Annotated in this window: 1 protein-coding gene; it reads right to left on the bottom strand. The window is 63.5% G+C overall.

Annotated features, from left to right (window positions below):
• Positions 1 to 330 precede the first annotated feature (330 nt).
• Positions 331 to 1,869 (bottom strand): FAD-dependent oxidoreductase, encoded by a 1,539-nt coding sequence (locus BP858_RS04535; protein WP_062263401.1) that lies wholly within the window; start codon positions 1,867 to 1,869, stop codon positions 331 to 333.
• Positions 1,870 to 2,575 lie beyond the last annotated feature (706 nt).

The following is a 2,575-nucleotide window of genomic DNA, read 5'->3' on the forward strand; positions in this document are numbered from 1 at the left end:
CTCCCCGTCAGCCCCTCCCCCAGGGGCGATAGCCACCACGGTCCACTGTACGGGAACAAACCTGAGGACAAAACCGTGGATGAACCGGGTCCAGAGGCCTGCCCGGGCATGGCTTCCCACCGGATCCCCATCCACTGCCACTGCACCCCCAGGGGAACGACGTTCCGGTAGGAGCGGAGTTTGAGCACCGAAGGTGCGATTGAGGAGCGCTAAGCGCGGGCGGGGTGGGGGTTTGCGAGCAGTCCCTCACCGCGAAGGGCCATTAGCCGCCGGGAATCCGTGCCGGGATGCAACCGTCCACCTGTCGTTCCTCAACGGTCTTTGCTCTTCTCACTCGCCGGGCGGCGGGAGCCCCCTGACTGCCGGGCCGTGGATCACCCTGCCGTCGACCGAGTAGCGTGAACCGTGGCAGGGACAGTCCCAGGTCTCTTCGGCGCTGTTCCATGCGGCGACGCACCCCATATGGGTGCAGGTGGGGTTGACCGCGTGGACTCGCCCCTCCTGGTCCCGGTAGATCCCGGTCTTTCTGCCCTCGATCATCAGGATCCTTCCCTCTCCGGGCTGGACATCCCGCAGGTCCCCGGAAGGCCGGGATATGACCCCGCCGATGTACTTCTCGGCCACCTCAATGTTGTGGGCGAGGAATCTCTGGATCGATGCCATCGGCCTGAACCTGTCGGGAGCGTAGACCTCCGCCCACGGGCTTTGCCGTCCCCGGATCATATCGGTAAGGATCATTGCTGCCGCGGTGCCGTTGGTCATCCCCCACTTCCGAAAGCCGGTTGCGATGTAGATGTTCTCGTGACCGTCGGCGAGCGGGCCGATATAGGGGACGCCGTCGATGGTGATGTAGTCCTGCGCGGACCAGCGGTAGTCGACGGATTTGACCGGGTAGACCGACCGGGCATACCCCTCGAGTCGGCGATAGTGCTCCCTCGTGTCCACGTTCTCGCCGGTCCGGTGCTCCATACCGCCGACGAGCACCAGTTCGCCGCCGCTCGCCGGCTGCGACCGCCAGGAGTGAGCGGGGCCTTCAGCGTTGATGAACATCCCCTCCGGGAACGGCTCATCGGTCCGGATGCCGAGGACGTAGGAGCGCGACGGCTCCATCCGGGCGTAGTAGAACCCCGGCCCATCGTAGAAGGGGTAGTGGGTAGCAAGGACCACGGACCGGGCCGTGACAGTCCACCGGTCAGTCCGGACCGTGCAGCGGCTTTTCTCGTCCCGCACCTCGAGCGCCCTGGTCTTCTCAAAGATTTGGCTCCCATCGCCCGGAATCAGGGAGGCCAGCCGCATGAGGTAGTTCAGGGGATGAAACTGCGCCTGGTCGGCGAACTGCACTGCCCCGTAGGTCCTTCCCGGCAGTGGGACGTCGTCCACGAATGCCGCCGGGAGGCCGAGGCTCCGTGCCGCGTCCGCCTCTGCCGCGACGAGGTCGCGGGAGTCTTCTGATTCTGCGTAGGTGTAGGCAGGTTTCCGGATAAAGTCGCAGGGAATGTCGTAATCCAGGACTAACGACGCAATCGTCCCGATCGCGGCCTGGTTTGCGTCTGCGTACTGCTTTGCCCGACTGCCTCCGAACCGGTCGACAAGCTCCCGGTAGATGAGCCGGTGGAGTGAGGTGACCTTTGCCGTTGTGTGGCCGGTCACACCCCGAGAGATCCTGTCCCCCTCGATCACGGCAACCGTGTAGCCTGCCTGTTTGAGCAGGACGGCGGTGGTGATCCCGGTGATGCCGCCGCCCACGACCGCAACGTCGGTCTCCAGGTCCCCCGGCAGAGGGGGATACGATGTCTCCGGGGCTGTCTCCATCCAGAACGACTCATGCCTGCCCGGCAGGCCATGTCCCGCACCCGGTTCATGCTCCATACGTCAAGCCTCCTTTCGCCTGCGCCGCTCCGGAGTTCCCGGGGAAGAGGGCGGCGGCAGCCGGTCCCCATTATGCCGATATCATATATAGGTATGGGGTGGGGTTTCTCCAGGGTGGGCTGACGGGGACCGGCTGCCGCTTGCTTCGCTTCATTCCTCGTCCTTCGAAATATCGCACACCCGTGCACGGCTTTCCAGGGGATATCGCCACGGTCCACGGTGCCGGACTCATTCTCTCGCTTTACCGTTCCTGTTGTCATCACCGGGACCTCCTGCGCTTACGCTTCTTTCGTGCCGAGCGTTGCCGCTGGTGGAGCATTTCAGTTAACATTTCCCCTGAAAACCGCCCTGGTTTGGCGGGTTGGGGCATCATGGCTCTGTTTGTGCCCCGGGTCCGGCCTGCAGGGAGGGGGCGAGCCCTATGAGCGCTAACTTTAGTCATGAGAATTTGAGCGGATAATGCCCGATTCGGTGAAATGTGGCCGATTTGGCGAGATATCGGCCACACAATTCCGCTGGTGTGCGGCAATGGTCCTCCTCCGCTGAAAACGATAGGGATCATGGAAATCTCATGGGAAACGGATTGCCTTGGGGCAGAGATGAGAACTCGCCGATTGCCTGGTACTTGCCGGTATCACCGAGAATGCATTCCACCCAGCTGGTAAGTTAACGCCTATGGGGGCGAGCCCCCTCCCCGGCCCCCACC

It is taken from the genome of Methanoculleus sp. UBA413 (assembly GCF_002502935.1).
Taxonomy (GTDB): domain Archaea; phylum Halobacteriota; class Methanomicrobia; order Methanomicrobiales; family Methanoculleaceae; genus Methanoculleus; species Methanoculleus bourgensis.

What these genes read in the sequence shown, in the direction of transcription:
- BP858_RS04535 (WP_062263401.1), bottom strand. Translation starts at nt 1,869, where the DNA reads ATGGAGCATGAACCGGGTGCGGGACATGGCCTGCCGGGCAGGCATGAG.